This is a genomic window from Chryseobacterium sp. TQ-BC-N36 (assembly GCF_058382295.1).
The window spans coordinates 1,549,278-1,567,454 of record NZ_CM178175.1 but is presented as its reverse complement, the minus strand read 5'-3'; the positions used below and the strand labels follow the sequence as shown (position 1 = coordinate 1,567,454).

General features: G+C 36.3%; 13 protein-coding genes and 1 tRNA gene. 10 read left to right on the top strand and 4 right to left on the bottom strand.

The window, feature by feature from the left end; translation table 11 throughout:
• The first annotated feature begins 3 nt into the window (after window positions 1-3).
• From AC3FI7_RS07030 to AC3FI7_RS07010, 5 genes are all read left to right on the top strand, one after another.
• On the top strand, window positions 4-687 hold the full coding sequence (locus tag AC3FI7_RS07030) for a hypothetical protein (protein WP_343658780.1): 684 nt from the start codon (window positions 4-6) through the stop codon (window positions 685-687).
• Window positions 688-920: 233 nt separating this feature from the next.
• Window positions 921-1,226, top strand: coding sequence for a helix-turn-helix domain-containing protein (locus AC3FI7_RS07025; protein WP_142726042.1), 306 nt, complete (start codon window positions 921-923; stop codon window positions 1,224-1,226).
• Complete coding sequence (locus AC3FI7_RS07020) at window positions 1,223-2,455, top strand: type II toxin-antitoxin system HipA family toxin (protein WP_491461713.1); 1,233 nt, start codon at window positions 1,223-1,225, stop codon at window positions 2,453-2,455. The genes AC3FI7_RS07025 and AC3FI7_RS07020 overlap by 4 nt, the downstream gene beginning before the upstream one ends.
• 367 nt (window positions 2,456-2,822) lie before the next feature.
• Window positions 2,823-3,044 (top strand): hypothetical protein, encoded by a 222-nt coding sequence (locus AC3FI7_RS07015; RefSeq protein ID WP_074234278.1) that lies wholly within the window; start codon window positions 2,823-2,825, stop codon window positions 3,042-3,044.
• A gap of 81 nt (window positions 3,045-3,125) precedes the next feature.
• The gene (locus AC3FI7_RS07010; RefSeq protein ID WP_343658778.1) at window positions 3,126-4,700 is read left to right on the top strand and encodes a recombinase family protein; all 1,575 of its coding nucleotides are present in this window, start codon (window positions 3,126-3,128) and stop codon (window positions 4,698-4,700) included.
• On the opposite strand, the gene AC3FI7_RS07005 is transcribed toward AC3FI7_RS07010, so the two are convergent.
• Window positions 4,666-4,739, bottom strand: a tRNA-Arg gene (locus AC3FI7_RS07005). The genes AC3FI7_RS07010 and AC3FI7_RS07005 overlap by 35 nt on opposite strands.
• Before the next feature lie 59 nt (window positions 4,740-4,798).
• Between AC3FI7_RS07005 and AC3FI7_RS07000 the strand changes: the two genes are divergently transcribed.
• The 3 genes from AC3FI7_RS07000 to AC3FI7_RS06990 are packed head-to-tail and all read left to right on the top strand — an operon-like array spanning window position 4,799 to window position 8,577.
• Complete coding sequence (locus AC3FI7_RS07000; protein ID WP_491461712.1) at window positions 4,799-5,845, top strand: ABC transporter substrate-binding protein; 1,047 nt, start codon at window positions 4,799-4,801, stop codon at window positions 5,843-5,845.
• 43 nt (window positions 5,846-5,888) lie between these two features.
• Window positions 5,889-6,533 carry a monofunctional biosynthetic peptidoglycan transglycosylase gene (gene mtgA / locus AC3FI7_RS06995; RefSeq protein WP_142726046.1) on the top strand — a complete coding sequence of 215 codons (645 nt, stop codon included), beginning with the start codon at window positions 5,889-5,891 and terminating at the stop codon, window positions 6,531-6,533.
• Window positions 6,534-6,546: 13 nt separating this feature from the next.
• Window positions 6,547-8,577: a recombinase gene (locus tag AC3FI7_RS06990; RefSeq protein WP_142726047.1), complete on the top strand. Its 2,031-nt coding sequence runs from the start codon at window positions 6,547-6,549 to the stop codon at window positions 8,575-8,577.
• Window positions 8,578-8,665: 88 nt separating this feature from the next.
• Here AC3FI7_RS06990 and AC3FI7_RS06985 read toward each other — a convergent pair whose 3' ends face one another.
• From AC3FI7_RS06985 to AC3FI7_RS06975, 3 genes are all read right to left on the bottom strand, one after another.
• Complete coding sequence (locus tag AC3FI7_RS06985; RefSeq protein ID WP_491461711.1) at window positions 8,666-8,959, bottom strand: DciA family protein; 294 nt, start codon at window positions 8,957-8,959, stop codon at window positions 8,666-8,668.
• 234 nt (window positions 8,960-9,193) lie between these two features.
• Window positions 9,194-10,273, bottom strand: coding sequence for a DNA replication/repair protein RecF (recF, locus tag AC3FI7_RS06980; RefSeq protein ID WP_142726049.1), 1,080 nt, complete (start codon window positions 10,271-10,273; stop codon window positions 9,194-9,196).
• Between the two features lie 3 nt (window positions 10,274-10,276).
• Window positions 10,277-11,032 carry a UbiA prenyltransferase family protein gene (locus tag AC3FI7_RS06975; protein WP_343658776.1) on the bottom strand — a complete coding sequence of 252 codons (756 nt, stop codon included), beginning with the start codon at window positions 11,030-11,032 and terminating at the stop codon, window positions 10,277-10,279.
• An 18-nt stretch (window positions 11,033-11,050) separates the two neighbouring features.
• Here AC3FI7_RS06975 and AC3FI7_RS06970 point away from each other — a divergent pair, with 18 nt between their 5' ends.
• Both AC3FI7_RS06970 and eco read left to right on the top strand, forming a co-directional pair.
• On the top strand, window positions 11,051-16,966 hold the full coding sequence (locus AC3FI7_RS06970) for an alpha-2-macroglobulin family protein (protein WP_491461710.1): 5,916 nt from the start codon (window positions 11,051-11,053) through the stop codon (window positions 16,964-16,966).
• A 150-nt stretch (window positions 16,967-17,116) separates the two neighbouring features.
• Window positions 17,117-17,605, top strand: coding sequence for a serine protease inhibitor ecotin (gene eco, locus AC3FI7_RS06965; RefSeq protein WP_142726052.1), 489 nt, complete (start codon window positions 17,117-17,119; stop codon window positions 17,603-17,605).
• Window positions 17,606-18,177: the final 572 nt, after the last annotated feature.

Sequence of the window (18,177 nt, the reverse complement as noted above, 5' to 3'; positions counted from 1 at the left end):
AACATGATGAAATTAAAATTCACATTATTATCCTTTGCAATGACTTTCGGTTTAAGTTCCTGCAATAAGGAAATCAAATCCGAAAAAGGGGGGATCGATCTCGTTTCAAATGTATATTTCAACGCTTCTAAAGGATTGGAGCAGATGCAGAGTTTCCATATTTCTAAAATAAGCTATTCCGGAGATGAGTTGATCGAGATCATTCCCGACCGAAGCTTCCCGGAAATGAACAAGCAGCTTTACTATATGACCGATTCTCTTTGCTATCCATTGGGTTTCCAAGGGAAAACCTTCCTGCTTTCTGATATTGTTCTAAAACAAAAGCCACTATTGGTGTGGGCGAAGCGTGAAGGTGCCGTCTTTTCAAAGGAATTGATTCCCAATTACAGGAACAGAAAAAATCTTTCCGACACCGTTCTGTTTGGAAAACAATACAAACGCTTCGAAATCAATTCGCCCTGGAACTATAACCGGTTTTATATCTTCCCCACAGATACTATTCTTCCTTATTCTCTATACAAACACGCTGAAATCGATTATCAAGGCAGACTGGAACGTATCGACTCCTACAATAAGAAAAATGACATTTTCGTTACCCTTCAATTGATTCCCAGAAAAAACTGGGATCAACCGGCCAAGGAATTATTTGAGTTTAATCATTTCGTAAAAAGCAGAAAAAGTGAGTGACCCGTTATACAACGCAGATGACATCTCAATTATAGATGGGAATAAAATGGAATTGATTGTTTTTTCTAAAAAGGAGGATCATGATGGATTCTAAAGAAAATGAAATTAGTATGAAGATCTAAATTAAAAGAAAAAATATAGTATATTTTAGCGATCTATACAGTCTGTATTTAGTATATTTGTAATACAATAATGATAATTATTGCTTATTAATATGATTAAATAATACAGTTATGTTACTTATATCATTATCTAAAGCGCAAAAAATGATTGCTACTCATGTTCGTGACCGTAGGCTTCTGATGGAGCTTACTCAGGAAGGTCTTGCTGAACGTTCAGGTGTAGCACTTTCCACCCTTAGGAAGTTTGAGCAAAAAGGATTGATTTCTCTGGACTCTTTTCTAAAGATCTTGATGGTGGTTGGAGGATTGGAAGAATTGCTAGATGCTCTTAAGCCAGATAAGCCAGCTTTCAATTCAATAGATGATGTTTTAAAACAAGATGATAGTATAATTAAAAAAAGAGGTAGAAGAAAATGATTAAGCCTGTTACAGAAATAAAAGTGGGGTTAGATTTTGGCTTGGCAGTCCAGCCTGTTGGACGTCTTGCAATACGTGATGGTGTCATCTACTTCCAATACGATGACAATTTTTTTGACGCAGGAATCGAAATATCTCCTTTCAGGCTGCCTCTGAAAAGGGGCGTTAGTGAATTGCCTCTGCATCCATTTGACGGATTGGCAGGAGTATTCAGCGACAGCTTGCCGGATGGCTGGGGAAGATTGCTGTTTGACAGAATGATCAGAACCTTTGGATTGATGCCTTCAGATGTTTCGTCACTGGACCGCCTTGCTCACGTAGGTATGCACGGAATGGGAGCATTAGTCTACGAGCCGGATAATAGTCCTGAAGTGCCGCAAGATAAAGTTGACTTGGACGTGCTGGCTGTACAAACTGAAAAAGTCCTGGAAGGAAGTTCGGAAGAGGTAATTACTGAGCTGTTAGCTTTAAATGGTTCATCAGCAGGTGCCAGGCCTAAAGCACTTATTGGCGTAGATAGCGAACGTAAAAATATTTTATACGGAGCCCAAAACTTAGACGAAACTTTTGAACATTGGTTGGTTAAGTTTTCCAATTCACAGGACGGTCCGGATTCCGGAGCTATTGAATATGTCTATGCACTGATGGCTGCAGAAGCGGGTATCGCAATGCCGGATGTGCATTTATTTCCTTCTCAAAATGGTGGGAGCGGTTATTTCGCAGTGAAGAGATTCGACAGGGACGGTAATAGGAGATTACATATGCATACCGTAAGTGGATTGTTGCATAGCAATTTCAGGTTACCTTCGCTTGATTACGAAGATCTACTGAATTTGACTGCAACCCTGACAAAAGATATTCGTGAAGTCGAAAAAATGTATCGACTGGCGGTTTTCAATGTTATGGCTCACAATAGGGATGATCATGCAAAGAACTTCAGTTTTTTAATGGACGAAACAGGCAACTGGAAACTTTCGCCTGCATACGATTTAACATTTTCGACAGGTCCTGGTGGAGAGCAGAGTACAATGGTCCTAGGAGAGGGCAGAAATGTAAGCATAAAACATTTGGCAAAGTTAGGTCAGGAAGCTAAACTCCCACAGAGTCTAATCGATAATGTTATTGAACAGACTAAATATGCATTAAACCAATGGAAAGATTTGTCAAAAGAGTTCGATGTAGACAAGCGTAATGCAGAAGTAATCAATCGTATGATTACAAAGCTCTAGCTATTATCCGGTGAATAAAGATTGATTGGGTATTTTTTGGACTGGAGATTTTTAGCAGAAAGCTTTTCCAAATATCTGCTTTCGTTTTATATAATGTTTTACTGGCTAGACAATTTAAATGATAAGAACTATAAGTTTTGCTCTTGTAGTTTATTCTATTTTAATCCTTTATTACAAATCAAAATTCGTAAGTAACCCATTTAGTGGTTAAATAGACTTTGATCAATTTATGATGCCATATTCTACCATATTTATTGCGATTTTAGCTGATAATATTTGATTATTAAAATAACAGTTATTGTAAAAAATATACTGAGTCAAAATGATCAATTAATCTATAAGTTAATGCGATAAGTATTCAGGGGCGATGCGTAGCAAAAGAAAACAAAAAGATTCTCAACTTAGAGATTTGAAGGAATTCGAGCTCGAACCGCTTATGAAGTTTAACGAAATGTCGGTAAGTGAGGCCGATAAAATATTGAAAAGATCAAACATCAATATGTCTGAAAAAGAAATTTCAGATGTGCTGGCTTTACTCCATACTCTAGTAAAGATGACCCTCAAAGAGCTCATCTCTGCTAAAAATTAATTTCGTATTTTAGTGAATATAATATTGATAATCAAATTGATCTCAATATTAGTCACCTTCTAACATACTAATGAAAACTTTATGCAAATCGCCGATTTATATATCCGAGTTTCAACGGATGAACAAGCTGATAAAGGTTATTCACAGCGCGATCAGGAAGAGCGCCTTCGCAAACATTGCAATAGTCAAAATATTCAAATCGATCGGGTAATTTTTGAGGATCATTCTGCAAAAACTTTCGACAGACCAGAGTGGAAGAAATATATGTTTAGCTTCAGAAGAGGCAAGCCTGCTAAAGAAGTTAGACTTCTTTTGTTTACTAAATGGGATAGGTTTAGCCGTAATACAAGCGAAGCTTACCAGATGATCTCTAAACTTACTAAGTTAAATATTTCTCCTCAGGCTATTGAGCAGCCTTTAGACTTGAGAGTTCCTGAAAATAAACTTTTATTGGCTATATATCTTTCAACTCCTGAAGTAGAAAATGATCGTCGTGCATTGAATGTTATTTATGGTATGCGCAGAGCCATTAAAGAAGGCAGAATGATGGGAACTGCGCCTTACGGATATATCAATAAGTGCACGGAAGATGGCAGAAAATATGTGGCAGTAAAAGAACCTGAGGCCTCTAACATCATCTGGGCCTTTAAGGAAGTAGCGAAGGGACATCTCCCAAGTGCAAAAGTTAGAGAGCTAATGAATAAAAGGGAGGGTAGGAAGCTCACACGTAATTCTTTTCTTGAGGCTCTTCGCAATGTAGTTTATTGTGGTAATATTGTCCTAAAAGCCCATGGTGATGAAGAAGAGAGAATTATTAAAGGCAAACATGAGCCTTTAATCTCAGAAGAACTTTTTATGAAAGTTCAACATATACTCAGAAGGAAAAGCAATAAAGATATTTTTTTACCGGGAGGTAGGGTCATCAATGAAGACAGGTATCCTCTGCGCGGATTACTGCTATGCCCAAAATGTGGAAAAAATTTAACTGCAAGTAGTGCTAAAGGAAGGTCAAAGCATTACTACTATTACCATTGTACCTTAGCGTGTGGCTTCCGTCACAACTCTGAAATAGTTAATGAACTATTTGAGGCAGAACTTTCAAAATTTGAGTTTATTCCAGCATTTGCAAATTTGTTAAAAACTATAATGATGAAAAATTTTTCAAGTGTTACGGACGGTCTTGATGATGAGCGAAAAATACTGACTGAGCAAGTCACCAGAATTGAACAAAAGATAGCAAAAGCAAGAGATTTATATCTGGAAGATAAATTAGATGAAGAGGATTTTAGAGCTGTGAAGACAAAAAATAAGGATGAACTTGACCGACTCTTATTCAAACTCAATTCGATAAAGCAAACCAAGAAGGATAATAACGTAGAACTTATGCTGGATGCGGCTTTGAAGGCTGTTACGAAAATTTCTGAGAGATATAAAAAAGCAGATTCAGTAGACAAAAGAGCTATAATTGGTTTGATATATCCTGAAAAGTTAATCTTTGACGGCGAGAATTTTCAAACCGCAAAAATCAATACTTTTGTACATACTATCTTTCTGATAAAGAAGGAATTAGGAAATAAAAAAAACCGACAAAGAAGTGAAAAATCTTCAAATGTCGGTTTTGTGACCTCGACAGGATTCAAACCTGTAACCTTCTGAGCCGTAATCAGATGCGCTATTCAGTTGCGCCACGAGGCCTTGTGTTTTCTTGTTGTTTAACGGTTGCAAATATACCACTTTTTTCCGTTCTTTGAAACATGAAACAGAAAATTTTACTTTTATTTACGGTATTCTCGCTAATTGCCTGTAAAAGAGAAACAAAAAATTCGTCCTCAGATTGGACAAATATCTCTAGCCGTACCCGGTTTAAAGAACATGAGGGAGTTTTGGAGCTGAAATCAGGAAATTTTAGTTATAACTTTAAAAAAAATCAAACTCCTTTTAAGAAAATTATTCTGCTAAATGCAAGTATGGCAGGGTATATTTCAGAGCTTGGAGCGGAAAATCTGATCATTGGAGTTTCCAGTCTGGAGTATATTTATTCGGATAAAATTCAGAGTCTGATTCAACAAGGGAAGATTCAAAATGTAGGGAGCGAACAGAAATATGATGTGGAAAAGATCATTTCTATGAAACCGGATGCTATTTTTACCAACCATATTGCCAGCTTTGACAATACGTATGAACTTTTAAAAAACAATGGCATCCAGGTGATATTCCTGGATGAATATATGGAGCAGAAGCCTTTGGAGAAAACAGCTTATATTAAACTTTTTGGAGAATTTTTAGGAAAAGAAAAAGAAGCGGAAACCAAATACAAAGAAGTTGAAAAAAATTACAGCAATCTGAAACAGCTTGCGTCAAAAGCAAAAGAAAAGCCTGTTGTCCTGGCCAACGAAATGTATGGCGATGTCTGGTATCTGCCAGGGGGGAATACTTCTGTAGCGCATTATATCTCGGATGCCAATGCCAATTATATCATGAAGGATAATAAAGATGAAAAAGCTTTAACCATGAGTTTTGAAGAAGTATATGCCAAAGCAAATGGAGTACAGTATTGGGTAAATGCCGGCAGCCACCCTTCGAAAAAAGAGATGCTGAGCATGAATCCATTCTATGGAAAGCTGGATGTATTCAATAAAGGGAAGATCTACACCATCGCAGGAAGAGAGAAATTAAAGGCAAATGACTTCTTTGAAAGTGGTGTGGTAAGAGCAGATCTGATTCTGAAAGACTATATCAAGATCTTCCATCCTGAACTTTTACCGGATTATCAGCTTACTTATATGAAAGAATTGCACTAACTCATACTATTTGCTTATTTTTGCCTTTCCTTTTTATCAAGTTATGTGGAAAAAAATTAAACAGCTTATCTTCATCATTCTTGTTTTGAATGTAGTTTTTATCATCTGGGGTAGATTCTTTAATCCACCGATTACCCTTACCCAGATAGGGGGGCTTTTTGAATATGGAAAACTGCATCGGGATTATATTTCCTATGACGAAATGGGGAATAATGTAAAAAAAGCAGTTATTGCATCCGAAGATCAGAAATTTTTTGACCATGACGGTTTTGATTATACAGCGATCGAAAAAGCCATGAAATATAATGAGAAAGGCAAAAAAATAAGAGGAGGAAGCACCATTTCCCAACAGACTGCTAAGAATGTATTTTTATGGCAGGGCAGAAGTTGGGTAAGAAAAGGGCTTGAGGCTATCTATACTTTCATCATCGAAAAAGTATGGACTAAAGACATTATCCTTGAAAGATACCTGAATTCTATAGAAATGGGGCAGGGAGTATTTGGTGTGGAAGCGGCTGCACAATATTATTTTGGGAAATCATCCAAAGATTTAAGTGCTTCAGATGCAGCCTGGATTGCTGCTGTATTGCCTAATCCAAAGAAGTATGATCCTAAAAATCCATCACCTTATTTAAGAAAGAAGCACAATTGGATCATGAGACAGATGAGGAATGTAAGTTTGAAATAGTATCTTTGTACTAATGAAATTCTTTAATTCCAGCACAAATTTTGAGTCAGTTCTTAAAAAATATTTTTCTTTTAAGAACGAAACCCTTTCTTTAGAACCTTTTGCAGAGTTTTTAGAGACGATAAAAGAGGCTGACTTTACAGATGTGCTCAATTTTTTCAGAAGCAATCCTAATTTTGCGGAAAACTTCAAATATTATATTCACAATATTTTCAGAGGACGACCATTCAATCTTTCTCTTACAGAAGCCAATATTCTTTCAGAAAATGCCTTTTTTCCTGAACTGAAAAAAAGAATATTGAATAAGGTTTTACCACCCGTTGAAAACGAAAAAACGGTTTGGTATATGATCGATAATGTCAGCCTGAGACCGAAAAAAGATCTCACATATCTGCACAATCTTCCTGAGAATGAAATTGATGAATTTTTAAAACTATTGGGAGCTTCGGATTTTATTATCCGTCCTAATGTGAAAAAAGAACTTATCTTCTCTATGAATATCCTTTCCTGGAGGGTTACAGGAATGGCCATGGAGGTGGAAGTGGTAAGAATGGCTCCTCAGTACAGAAATCTGGACAACCCGTTTCTTGCCCTTCAGAACGAACTGGAAACCTTAGCAGAAGATCTGGTAAAGGATCCATACCTGCAGCTGCACTCCAAAGACAGCAGATATAAACAGATTAAAATCTACGCAGAACAGTGTCTGGAGTTTGTCAATATTGCATTTAAAAATTCAGCTAAATATGGCATTTCAGGAAAAATTAATCAATCTCTGTTAAAAATACGGCAGCAGACTGAAAGGATTTTTGAGATTGCCCAGTTATTGGTTATTGATACTGATGAAGATGTTCTGATAAAATCTAAACAGCTGGTTTTTAATATCCTGAATTATAAATCTCATAAAAATAATATTTCTGATCTCATCAATGACAGTACGAGGCTGATCTCTCACCTTATTACCAATCATACTGCAGAAACCGGAACCCATTATATTACTTCCACCCGAAAGGAATATATGACCATGTTTTATAAGGCCAGTGGAGGAGGTATTATTGTTGGGGCTCTTTGTGTTCTGAAAATGCTTTACGGATATATTCCGGGAAGTGATTTTTCCCATGCTTTTCTGTACTCAATGAATTATGCAATGGGATTTGTGATGATCTATCTGATGGGTTTTACCCTTGCTACAAAACAGCCTGCAATGACAGCGGCTACCATGACAAAAGTATTGTCTGAAGAAGGAAATGCCCAAAGAAATAATACAGAATTTGCCCATCTGGTATCCAAGCTATTCCGCAGTCAGTTTATTGCCTTTGTAGGAAATGTACTGCTGGCCTTTCCGGTAGCGCTTGCTATCATTTACGGCCTGGATGTATTCTTTTCCCAAAATCTGGCTGTAGAAAGATCCGACAAATTGTTAAAAGACCTTGATCCCTTTCAATCAAAAGCGATTCTGCATGCGAGTATTGCCGGGTTTTACCTTTTTATCTCCGGGATTATTTCCGGAAATATCGGTAACAATTCTGTTTTTTATCAGATCCCTGAAAGAATTGCCAAAAATCTCTCCATCAGAAGCTTTTTCGGAAAAAAGTTTGCAAAAGGCCTGTCAAAGTATTATGCTAAAAACTGGCCGGGAATCATTTCTAATTTCTGGTTTGGGGTATTCCTGGGGGCTACGGCGCCGGTAGGAATGTTTTTCGGACTGGATCTCGATATCAGGCATATTACCTTTGCTGCCGGTAATTTTGCATTAGGATTATATGGAAAAGATTTTTCAGTAGACTCCTACACATTCTGGATATCTTTCTTAACAGTATTTCTGATCGGTTTCTTCAACTTTCTGGTGAGCTTCAGCTTATCCATGTTCCTTGCTTTCCGATCCAGAAAGATGAATTTCGGTCAGGTGAGTGAGATCTATAAAGAAATTTTCAGGTATTTTATGAAACACCCATTGAAATTCTTCCTGCCCCTGCGCTCCGGACTGGACAAAAAAGCAGATGACCTGATGAGCAGTACGATTTCCAATAAATCAGAAGAACATTGATCTTAATAAATAAAAAATGCTGCCTCTCAGGCAGCATTTTTTCTATTGCTATAGCTATTAAAGGCAAATAGGAAGTCATCAAAGAAGTTTATAGAATCTGTAGATCCCTGAATTTCTCAGCTCCGAATTTATCCTGAAACTTTTTGAGATAAAAGCTTTTACGCATTTTAAAATCATGTTTCAGCAACGGGGAATCAATGGTAATAATAATACATCCATTTTCAATATTGACACTTCTGATTTCTTTGAAAAGACTTTCATCAAGATATTCTTCAAGGAAATCTTTAATGTCAAAAGCAATAAGTTTATGTTCAAAACCATAAATTCTGGCAAAAGATTTTACCAGTTCAGAGGATTGATATTCACGTTTTTTCTTCTTCATAGTTGGGTTCGCGTTTCGAGGTGCGTGATTCGTAATTATGGAGTTCTGCGGTTTGGGTTTCGGGTTTTGTTTTTTTTATTCCAAGTTTCTATAGCTCATATTATTTGTGTTTTTAGGATATTAAGTTAAGATAAAAAGTATTTCGATGATAAATAAATTTTTATCGTACAGATAAAGCGCGCAACTTTAACCTCGTATTTTATAAACCTGACATCTCGTACCTCGTATCCCGCATTAAACTTCAAAAATGATACTTTCCTCATTAATTTTCTTCACGACACTTTCAGTACGTTCTCTGTGGGTATCGGTGATGAAAATCTGGCCAAAACTTTCTTTATTCACTAGCTCAATCAATTGGGAAACTCTGATGTCATCAAGCTTATCAAAAATATCATCAAGCAACAGAATAGGGGTCTTTTTCGTAAGCTCTTTGACAAGACTCATCTGAGCCAGTTTTAAAGAGATCAGAAAAGATTTCTGCTGCCCCTGAGATCCGATTTTCTTAATTAAAACATGGTCCATTTCGAAAAGAAGATCATCCTTATGAATTCCTTTCGAAGTATAGGTCAGCATGCGGTCTTTTTCAAGGCTTTCCTTTAAAAGATTTTCAAAGGAATCTGCCAGTAAATGAGATTCATAAATAACAGATACAGTTTCTTTTCCGCCGGAAATAATCTGATAGAAATTCTGAACAATGGGGTTCAGCTGTTCTACGAAATCCTTTCTTTTGTCAAATATTTTTGTCCCGAATCTGATGATCGGATCATCATAGATCTCCAGTGAATCTTTGTCCCAGGTTCTGTTCTTGGCAAAATATTTGAGCAGGGCATTTCGCTGCTGAATTGTCTTCTGATACTGAATGAGGTCAAAAAGATACTCTGAATCCGTCTGAGAGATCATGGCATCCAGAAACTTACGTCTGCTCTCCCCGGAATCCGAAATAAGATTGGAGTCATAAGGAGAAATCATAACGCTCGGAAGATAACCGATATGATCTGCAAGCCTGTCATAGCTTTTATCATTTTTCTTAATTACCTTTTTGGCTTCTTTGGGCTGGGTAATTCTGATGATATCTTCGCTGTCTTCATTCCGGATTTCAGCATCAATGGTGAAAAAGTCCTCTTCATTTTTAATGTTGTTGAGGTCTGTATTGCCCAGAAAGCTTTTTCCCACCGATAAATAATGCAGTGCATCTAAAATATTGGTTTTTCCCACGCCGTTATTACCCACAAAACAGTTGATCTGCGGGGAGAATTCAAATTTTTTCTCAGAATGGTTTTTAAAATTGTAGAGGGAAAGCTTCTTGATAATCATTCGTCAAAAATACTCCATTATTACTAAAAATAAAAAAGGAAGTGCAGAACACGTCTCCACTCCGAATGAAAAATAAGCATCATCTCTTTTATTTTCAGAGAAATAAATAAGAATATAAGTTATAATACTTGTTATAAAAAATGATAGAGCATAGTGCAGTTCAAGATATAAAGTCGAAATGATGCTGCTGATGAAAACAAGAATATAGGCAATGTATTTGGTATTCTGAACCCCTATCAGCATAGGAAAGGTTTTTACGGTATCACTATTCATATCCCGGATGTCAAAAGGAAGGACCAGTGCTGTAATAAAGAAAAAACTGATCATAAAAATAGGAATGCTGAATTCAGGAAGCGTAAGCCAGCAGTTCACCAAAGCCCAAACCAATCCTACATAAAAAACTTTCAGCAAAGGAATTTTTCTGATATAAACATCAAGAAAAAAGCTGTTATAAAGCAATCCGAGTACAACAATAATAAACCATTTCAGAAGTCTTATTTCATTATGATTATGAATGATTAAAAAAGCGCAAACGATTCCGGCTACTGCGTTTACAACCAGTATTTTGAAGAAATGTTTGGTATATTGGTATTTGGTATAAAGATAGCCGCTGAAATAAGTGATGAAAATCAAAAGAACAGTAGGGAAACGGAATGTGTTTTGCTCTTTCATGAAAAATACTGCAAAAAGAGTTCCCATAAGGGAGACATACATTTGGCTGTCAATGACAGTTTTTTTCAGTACTTTTAAGATGTTCATTTATCAAAATTAATATATATGAAAAGATTTTCCAAGATTTTTCTGCTTTTGCTTATAATGCTGAGCATTTCAAGGGTGTCCGCGCAAAAATATTACGATACCCAATGGAAAAAAATTGCTGAAAACAGTACAAAAGGAGCGTATAAATCTAATCTTCCCATTATTTTAGACATACAAAAACAAGCCATGAAAGAAAATAATGCCTTCGAACTGATCCGTTCTCTGAAAGCGGAATTCAGTATTGTAAATCAAACGGTGGACGATGATAAGAACAATACCGCTTCTCAGTTTTTCAAAAAACTGAAAGATACGGAAGGGAAGCTGACCGGTGAAGGCAAGCTGGTATACAAAGTTCTGCTGAACGGATTTTTCATGGATTATTACAACCAGAATCTATGGAAAATAAACGGAAGAACCAACATTAATTCCCAGGATGTTTTGCAGATTGAAACCTGGAGTAAGCTTGATTTCAAAAGCTATCTGACCAAAAGCTTTCAGGAACTTGACCGGGAAAAACCTGATATGAAAAAGATTTTCCTGGAAAAATATAAGGATATATTTTCCGGAACAGGTGATATTGCTTATTTCCCAACGTTGTCTGATTGGTATGCGCTGAAAAAGACAGAATTTTTATCTGATAATAATATTTTCACGAAAAATGAACTGGCTGCCAACCGTATAGATATTAATACCATCTATGATGAACTGATTGCACAAAACACCGGAAACGCAAAGCTGTACTTCATGAAAGAGAAAATTACAGAAAACTGTAACTTCAATTACTGTAAAGATAAACTTGAGCAGCTGCAGAATCTCTTAAAATCTAATACTGAAGGAGATTACAAAGTAATGATCATGGGAGATATTATGGATGAACTGGTCAGTAAAAAGAAGCCTAAAGAGGCTCTTGCAATAGCTGCCCAGGCGAAAAATGAATATCCGAAATCTCCTTTTATTGAAAATATCAAAAGTAAAGAAGCCCAGATTACAAATCCGTACCTGACGATTAAATATGAATCCCAGACCCAGAATAATCTGCCGATTCATTTTGTGGCGCAATATCAGAATGTCTCAGAATTTACCATGAATATTTATGAAGTAAAGGACGATTTTACCTCATTTCTTCAATATGTTCAGAACTCGTATTCCAATACTTTCGGAAAACTGAAAAAGAATCTGGTAAGGAAAGAGATATTCCAGCTTCCTGATCCTAAAGATTATCAGAACCATAAAACTTCACTGGAAGTTAAGCCGCTTCCATCAGGTGTGTATGTCGCAGAATTTACGGTGGCAGGTGCTGATATGAAAGATACAGATTCAAAACAGAATTTTTATTTTCTGGTTTCAGGAAACAGAATTATTTATCAGTCTAAAACAGACAGGAATCCTCTTTCTGATGAGCTGAAGCTGGTAAACAGTGAAAATGGAAGGCCAGTGGTCAATGAAGGACTTAGATTTTATGAATTTGTTTCCAATAAAACTTTAAATAAAATTGAAGGAGCTACCAATGCAAATGGAGGGTTTAAGTTTCCTTCCACGGAAAGTAAAGAATATTACAGAACATTCCTGATTCAACAACCTAAGACCAATGATTTCCAGATCATGCAGGTGTATGGAAACAGAGGGTCTGCTGAAGATTATAATCCTAATAAACAAATTCGCTCAACGGCTCAGATTTTCATTGACAGAGGGATTTATCGTCCAGGCCAAACCGTTTATTTTAAAGTGATCAATACCAGGATTAATAAAGAAGTTGAATCTGTTATTTCAGGATTAAAACAAAAAATAACTTTACTGAATACCAATAATGAGGAAGTTTCTTCTCAGGAATTTACTGCCAATGAGTTTGGCTCCTATCACGGAAGTTTCATTCTTCCAAAAGGAAAACTGAACGGTAATTTTTATCTGAGAATTGAAGGTGAAAGCCAGGGGTACAAGAACTTCAGAGTAGAAGAATACAAGAGACCTAAATTTGAAGTAACCTTTGATCCGGTAAAAGAAGAATACAAATATGGTCAAACTATAGATTTAAAAGGAAAAGCCATAATGTTCTCCGGAGTTCCGCTGAGCAATACGACAGTGAACTACGAAATCAAAAAGCATAGTATCCGATGGAGATATTTCAGCTGGTATCCGCAGGATGATGATAATGAAAACTCAATTCTTGGCGAAGCAAAAACCAATGAAAAAGGAGAGTTTATCATTCATTTAGAACTTAAAAAAGATGAAAAGCTGGAAGGAATACAGATTGATAACTATGCAGTGAATGCATCTGTTACAGATATCAATGGAGAAACACAGACTGCCGATACCCAATTGAAGGTAGCATCAGTTTCTCATTACATTCAGGCAGAAAACATCAGCAATAGTTTTACAGATGAAAATGTGAAACTGAAGGTAGAAACCAAAAATTATAACGATCAGAATCTTAAGAAGCCATATCAGGTTAAGCTATCAAAACTGACCGCTCCTGACAGAATTTTCAGAGATAATTTCAAATCTGATGTTCAGAACCTTCCGAAATATTCAAAAGAAGAGTTCATTAGCAAATTTCCACATGATCTTTTTGATAAAAATGATGAGATCAAAAACTGGAAAACCGAAAAAGTATTGATTGAAAGACAGCAGCAGCCATTCCCTGATAATTCTCAGGCAGTAGCCAGTCTTGATTTAGGAAAACTGGAAGCAGGAGATTATCAACTTGAACTTTTCAATATTGAAGGAAAAGATACCATCAAAACCTCACAGTATTTCAGTGTCTGGGATAAAACTTCTTTAAAACCAAACCAGAAAACATTCCTTACGGTTATCGCTCCGAAAGAAGAATTGTCAAGAGGAGAAAAAGCAAAAGTGTATGTATTCTCGGCAGTTCCTGATGCGCTGGTGAATGTTTTTGTGCAGGATGGATCAGGAAAAACCGTTTCAGAAGTTCATCAGCTGAAAAAAGGGATATTGGAATATACCGCTGAAATTCCAAAAGATAAAAGTGTCTCAGATCTTAACCTTCAGTTTCAGATGGTGGCATTTAATGATGTGAATACAGAATCTGTTTCCTTAAAAATAAAAGACACAGAAAAACCTTTAAAAATTGAAACCGTAACCTTCAGAGATAAACTTGAACCTAACGCTAAGGAAAAATGGACGGTAAAAGTTACCGGAAATGACAAGGAAAAGATCAATGCTGAGGTATTAGCGAATATGTATGATATGTCTCTGGATCAGTTTGCTGCCAACAGCTTTAGCTGGAGAAGATTATATACTCCATTTGTAATCCTTACTTCTTATGGGATCAGCAATTACCTTCAGCAGCAAAATTATCAGAAAAGGCTGAGGTATTTTGAAGACAGATATGTAACTGTTCCTCAGTTTAACTGGTTTGATGGGAATTATTATTCAATTTCAAGGGAAACCATTGTAGGGTTTAGCAATCAGGAAGGAGTAAAAGCTCCCGTTTATGCATTACCGCCATCACCAATTGCTGGGCAAGCAAAAGGTATAAGAAGAAAAGCTATTGCTGAAGATAAAATGGCAGTAGCACAGAATGTGTTACCTGAAGCAATGGAATCTGATGCAGACGGTGTTTTAGATCATGATGATGTAGAGAAAGGCCTTGATAAAGTAGCTGTCCGTCAGAACCTGAACGAAACGGCATTTTTCTATCCGGATCTGAAAACCGATGCCGAAGGAAATGTCAACTTCGAGTTTACTTCTCCGGAAGCATTGACCAAATGGAAGCTGATTTTCCTCGCCCATACTAAAGATGCAAGAGCGGCTACCCTGGAAAAAGAAGTGGTGACTCAGAAAGAATTCTCTGTGACGCCAAATTATCCGAGATTCCTGAGAGAAGGGGATGAATTGAACCTACAGTCAAAACTTTCAAATCTTACCGATAAAAAACTGAACGGTTCTGCTGAACTGCAAATTTTAGATGCCTTTACCAATGAAAATATTTCTTCAAAATTCGGAATGAGTTCAGGTGTACAAAACTTCAGCTTGAATGAAAACGGAAGCAGCGCATTGACATGGAAATTAAAAGTTCCGGACAATGTTTCCTCGGTTATTTTCAAAGTGGTTGCTAAAGCAGGTCAGTATTCTGACGGAGAGCAGCAGGCTATTGCTGTATTACCGAACAGAATGCTGGTGACGGATGCGGTTCCGGTTTTTGTGAAAGAAGGAGAAACCAAAACATTTGTACTGGATAATCATAAAAATAATACATCCACGACAGTGTCTAATGTTTCCAATACGTTGGAGCTGACGACGAATCCGATCTGGGAAATCATGTTTGCCCTTCCAAGCCTGAAAAACGATCAGAACAATTCTGCGGATGTAATATTTAATAAATGGTTTGCAGACGTACTGGCTTCGGAAATATTCAAAGCCAATCCGAAAATGAAAACTGTATTTGAAGAATATCAGAATAAAGGATTATTAAATTCAAATCTTGAAAAAAATCAGGAACTGAAACAGCTGTTGTTGGAAGAAACCCCTTGGGTACTGGAAAGCAAAAATGAAGGAGAACAGATGCAGAAACTGGCATTATTATTTGATGTCAATACCATGAAAAACTCAATTAATCAGGATTGGGAGGATTTCAGAAAACTGCAGAATCCTGACGGTGGATTCTCATGGTATCCAGGTTACCCAAGTTCTTACGGAACGTCGCTGTACATCCTTAAAAACTTAGGAAAAATCAATTCCTGGTTAAAAGATCATGTGAAAGACTATCAAAGCGCTGATCAGCAAAGTATTGTTGCTAAACTGATTCAGTATGTAGATAATGAAGTGAACAAGTATTTTGATGTGAAAAAAGGGAACGTCTGGAACAACTGGGCGATGGACTATCTTGATACCAGAAATTATTGGGAAAAACAATATCCTTTAAAAGGAAAAGGAGCTACTCTGAAAACGCTGGTGAAACAAAAAGCCAAGACCGCTAAGATCACAGATTTTACATTCTTCGTACTTCATCGTGCAGCATTATTAATGAACGATTATGGTCTGAAAGAGGTCTCAGATAAGTTAATGATTTACCTTAAAGAAACTTCTACAGATACCAAAACACAAGGTGTCTATTGGAAACAGAATCTTAATGACTGGGGATGGTTTGGTTCTAAAGTAGTCAACCATGCCGGAGCACTGGAAGCTTTTAATACGTTAAAATCTAACGACCAAAGCTTTATTGAAGATATGAAAATCTGGCTGGTAACCCAGAAGGAAGTCAACTCATGGGGAAGCTCAAGAGGAACAGCAGAAGTGATCTTTACGATCTTGAACTCAGGAAAATCATGGACAGGAGCAGAAAGTGATAAAGCCACTATCGTTTGGGGTGGAAAAGAGCTGACGCCTCAGACACAAGCTACAGGCTATGTGAAGTCAACTTTGAAACCAGAGGCTGTAGATAAGAATTTAGCAACGGTAACGGTTACAAAACCCGGCCCCGGAATTGTTCAGGGAGGATTGTTCTGGCAGTATTATGAAGACCTTGATAAAATCAAATCTTCCGAAAATTATATTTCTGTAACGAAGGAGCTTTATAAAAAAGTGAAAACCGTAAACGGAGAAGAACTTCAGAAGATCTCTGCTGAAACCCTATTGAAAGTAGGAGATAAAGTGACGGTAAGAATGATTCTCAATACAGACAGAGCGATGGAATTTATTCACATCAAAGATATGCGTGCTGCAGGATTTGAACCTGTAGATGTGTTGTCCGGATATCAGTGGAAAAATAACCTTGGATATTATCAGTCGACTAAAGATGCTTCTACCAATTTCTATATTCAATACATGCCGAAAGGAAAATATGTTTTTGAATATGATGTAGTGGCCAACGCATCCGGTAAATTCTCCAACGGAATTACTACCATGCAGAATTACTATGCACCGCAAATGAATGCTCACACAAAAGGGAGCAATGTGATAATTTCAGAGTAACTGATAAACATAAAAACTGCAGTAATTTTACTGCAGTTTTTATTTAAAGATTTTTAACAGAATATAGAATTAAATCGAAAAATCAAACAATTGTTTAATTTTGGAATGGTTTTTGGAATTAAGGTAGTAGCAATTAAAAAAATTATAAAGATGAAATTTTCTAAAACTTTAATTACAGGATTGGTATTAATGGCTGGGGTAAATGCTTTCGCACAAAAGAAAGCAGAAAAGTTTGAAAAACTACAGATTGAAATGTTCCCAAAAGCAAAAGAAGGATATAAGCAGGTATATATTCAGCTTCCTGTGGCAAAAAACGAAAACGATTTAAAAGTTGAAGTTTTTGTAGGAGCTGAAAAAATGCTGGACTGTAACAATTATTTCCTGATGGGAGAAATGAAAACCCAGGATCTTCAGGGATGGGGATACAACTATTATGAAGTAGAATCTAATGGCGAAACAGGGGGAACCCTGATGGCTTGTCTGGATAAAAAGCTGACTAAAAAGTTTGTGACTTTAAAGCCTGAAATTGTAAGATACAACAGTAAACTTCCATTGGTATTCTATGTACCGAAAGATATCGAAGTTCGTTACAGAATTTTACGTCCGGATGCTGCCATGAAAAAAGCAGTTCAAAAATAAATCGGCTTATTATAACTATACAGAAAACTCCTCACAGCGATGTGGGGAGTTTTCGTTTTCTTTGAAGTATGTATTCGTGTAAATTCAACGTTATTTTTGTCATTCGCAGGAATCCAGCTTCCAATATTCAGAGTCAACATAAATAGTAGTGTTTTCTGTTACCAATGATTTTAGCTAAAGCCAATTGAAGTTTTGTATTTTTATTAAACGGGCTAAAGCCCGTTCCTACTGAATATTATTTTTCACAGATTTTATAGATTAAGTAATTTATTATACAAGCCTATCCATCCAGCTTGTCATTCCGAAGGAATCCAAATTCCGAATAATTTTTTCCAGAGAATGTTCTTTTCTTCCTTTGTTTCCTGAAAAAAGTGTCGTAAAAAATAATACTGAAAAAGTAGAGTTAAATATTTTTTCAAAGTTTTTCAGTTTTTAAGTAACATTTAAACGCTTTGGCCAAAACTTTATTTTATAAGGTTTTAAACTTAAACATATTTTAAACTTACTTTAAATTCACCATATTGTAGAATTATCTTTAAGGATTTTACCTTTTTTTGCATTATATTTGTTGT

Bases quoted from the DNA above. Each gene is read 5' to 3' on its own strand.
- AC3FI7_RS07015 (WP_074234278.1), top strand. From the start codon at position 2,823: ATGCGTAGCAAAAGAAAACAAAAAGATTCTCAACTTAGAGATTTGAAG.
- AC3FI7_RS06985 (WP_491461711.1), bottom strand. From the start codon at position 8,959: ATGAAGAAGAAAAAACGTGAATATCAATCCTCTGAACTGGTAAAATCT.
- eco (WP_142726052.1), top strand. From the start codon at position 17,117: ATGAAATTTTCTAAAACTTTAATTACAGGATTGGTATTAATGGCTGGG.
- AC3FI7_RS07030 (WP_343658780.1), top strand. From the start codon at position 4: ATGATGAAATTAAAATTCACATTATTATCCTTTGCAATGACTTTCGGT.
- AC3FI7_RS07000 (WP_491461712.1), top strand. From the start codon at position 4,799: ATGAAACAGAAAATTTTACTTTTATTTACGGTATTCTCGCTAATTGCC.
- AC3FI7_RS06970 (WP_491461710.1), top strand. From the start codon at position 11,051: ATGAAAAGATTTTCCAAGATTTTTCTGCTTTTGCTTATAATGCTGAGC.
- mtgA (WP_142726046.1), top strand. From the start codon at position 5,889: ATGTGGAAAAAAATTAAACAGCTTATCTTCATCATTCTTGTTTTGAAT.
- AC3FI7_RS07020 (WP_491461713.1), top strand. From the start codon at position 1,223: ATGATTAAGCCTGTTACAGAAATAAAAGTGGGGTTAGATTTTGGCTTG.
- AC3FI7_RS07010 (WP_343658778.1), top strand. From the start codon at position 3,126: ATGCAAATCGCCGATTTATATATCCGAGTTTCAACGGATGAACAAGCT.
- AC3FI7_RS06975 (WP_343658776.1), bottom strand. From the start codon at position 11,032: ATGAACATCTTAAAAGTACTGAAAAAAACTGTCATTGACAGCCAAATG.
- recF (WP_142726049.1), bottom strand. From the start codon at position 10,273: ATGATTATCAAGAAGCTTTCCCTCTACAATTTTAAAAACCATTCTGAG.
- AC3FI7_RS07025 (WP_142726042.1), top strand. From the start codon at position 921: ATGTTACTTATATCATTATCTAAAGCGCAAAAAATGATTGCTACTCAT.
- AC3FI7_RS06990 (WP_142726047.1), top strand. From the start codon at position 6,547: ATGAAATTCTTTAATTCCAGCACAAATTTTGAGTCAGTTCTTAAAAAA.